The organism is Pedobacter sp. 01T416_2 (assembly GCF_056398925.1).
The window spans coordinates 1-2,323 of sequence record NZ_JBFTQI010000867.1 but is presented as its reverse complement, the minus strand read 5'-3'; the positions used below and the strand labels follow the sequence as shown (position 1 = coordinate 2,323).

Annotated in this window: 2 protein-coding genes; one reads left to right on the top strand and one right to left on the bottom strand. The window is 39.3% G+C overall.

Annotated features, from left to right (window positions below; genetic code table 11):
- On the top strand, positions 1-1,488 hold a 1,488-nt coding region (locus AC1DPQ_RS25195), incomplete at its 5' end, for a class I tRNA ligase family protein (protein WP_477611237.1).
- Positions 1,489-1,804: 316 nt separating this feature from the next.
- Here AC1DPQ_RS25195 and AC1DPQ_RS25190 read toward each other — a convergent pair.
- On the bottom strand, positions 1,805-2,323 hold a 519-nt coding region (locus tag AC1DPQ_RS25190; protein ID WP_477611236.1), incomplete at its 5' end, for a helicase-related protein.

The window sequence follows — 2,323 nt, the reverse complement described above, 5'->3', positions numbered from 1 at the left end:
GGAAAATACATCAACTCAGGTTTCATAAACGGAATGACATATAAAGAAGCTGTTCCATTTTTAAATAACTGGTTGGAAGAAGAGAAAGTAGGGAAAGCAAAAGTAAACTTCCGTCAGCGTGATGCGATTTTTGGTCGCCAGCGTTATTGGGGCGAGCCTATTCCGGTTTACTTTAAAGATGGATTGCCTTATTTGGTAAAAGAAGAAGAATTACCATTGTTACTTCCTGAAATTGATAAATATTTACCAACTGAAACAGGAGAACCACCTTTGGCCAGGGCTGAAGACTGGGTTCCAAAAGATGGTGGACATTATGAGTTAAGCACCATGCCGGGTTGGGCAGGAAGCAGCTGGTACTGGTACCGTTATATGGATGCCAATAACAATAACGATTTTGCTTCAAAAGAAGCTGTTGAATATTGGAAAGATGTGGATTTGTATATCGGTGGTTCTGAGCATGCAACCGGTCACCTATTGTACAGCCGTTTCTGGAATAAATTTTTGAAAGATTTAGGTTATACCAAAGAAGAAGAACCTTTCAAAAAACTGATTAACCAGGGCATGATTCAGGGTAGAAGTAATTTTGTATATCGCATTAACGATGAGAACGGAAAACCTACTAACACTTATGTATCAGCTGGATTAAGAAAAGAATATAAAACTTCAGCATTGCACGTTGATGTGAACATTGTTGAAAATGATACTTTAGACATCGCTAAGTTCAAAGCCTGGAGAGAAGAATATGCTAATGCAGAATTTATTCTTGAAGGCGGGAAATACATCTGTGGTGTCGAAGTAGAGAAAATGTCGAAATCAAAATTCAACGTGGTTAATCCCGATGATTTGATTGAACGTTATGGTGCTGATACTTTGCGGATGTACGAAATGTTCTTAGGTCCGTTAGAGCAGAGTAAACCTTGGAATACGAATGGTATTGAAGGTGTATTTAAGTTCTTGCGTAAATTCTGGCGCTTGTTCCACAACGAAGAATGGGCTTTCCATGTAAACGATGCTGTTCCTACAAAAGCCGAATTAAAATCGCTACATAAAATCATTAAAAAGGTGCAGGATGATATCGAGCGTTTCTCATTCAATACTTCTGTATCGAGTTTCATGATTGCAGTAAACGAGTTAACCGATCTGAAATGCAAAAACCGTCAGATTTTGGAAGATATGGTGATTATCCTTTCACCTTATGCGCCACATATCTGCGAAGAGCTTTGGGTATTGCTAGGTAATGAAGCCGGAACTTTATCGTATACAGCTTTCCCGACATTTAAACCTGAGTATTTGGTAGAAGATGAGTTTGCCTATCCGGTTTCAATCAACGGTAAAATGAAAATGAACCTGAATTTGAGCTTAACTTTAGCTCAGCCAGAGGTAGAAAGCATTTTATTGGCTGATGAGCAATTCCAGAAATTCCTGGATGGAAAACCAACTAAAAAGATCATTTTCGTTAAAGGAAAGATTATTAATGTGGTAGTGTAAAGAGGTATAAGGCGGAAGGTTTAGGGTAGAGGGTTTTCTTGCGCTTGCCTAAGCTAGAAATATAAAAAGTTCCGTCATTCCCGCGTAGGCGGGAATCTTAAAGCTATCGGATTGCGATTCCCAATCAAGTTAGGAGGGACGCGGCGTTTTAATTTATTGATTATCAGATTAGACTAAAGCGATAAAAAACAAAACCCGGACTACGTTTCGTAATCCGGGTTTTTTGTTATCACTTATAAGATACGTCATGCTGAATTTATTTCAGCATCTATTTTGTAAGTAAGATTCTGAAACAAGTTCAGAATGACGACCGCGATTATCTTTCACCTCTTTTTCTATTTCCGCCAAATCTTCTGTTGTTGCTGGCATTGCGTGGTTTACCGCTCATATTGCCATCAGCACCTTTTTTAGCGCCGCCACCGCCTTTAGATTGGGCTTGTGGTTTACGTTTAACCTGGTTTTTAGCAAGCATACTTTCCCAGCTTAATGGATAAGGATGATCATCAACAACCGGAAGCGTAATTTTAATCAGTTTCTGGATATCCAATAAGTATTCGTTTTCTTCTGCATCACAGAAAGAAATGGCAATCCCGTTTGCACCAGCACGGCCAGTACGGCCAATTCTGTGTACATAAGATTCAGGAATATTCGGCAATTCGAAATTGAAAACGTGCGATAACTGATCGATATCAATACCACGGGCAGCAATATCGGTAGCTACTAAAACGCGTATTTTACGGTCTTTAAAATCAGTTAATGCCCTTTGTCTGGCATTTTGCGATTTATTGCCGTGAATGGCAGCAGCTTTAACACCAGCATGTGCCAAATCCTTAAC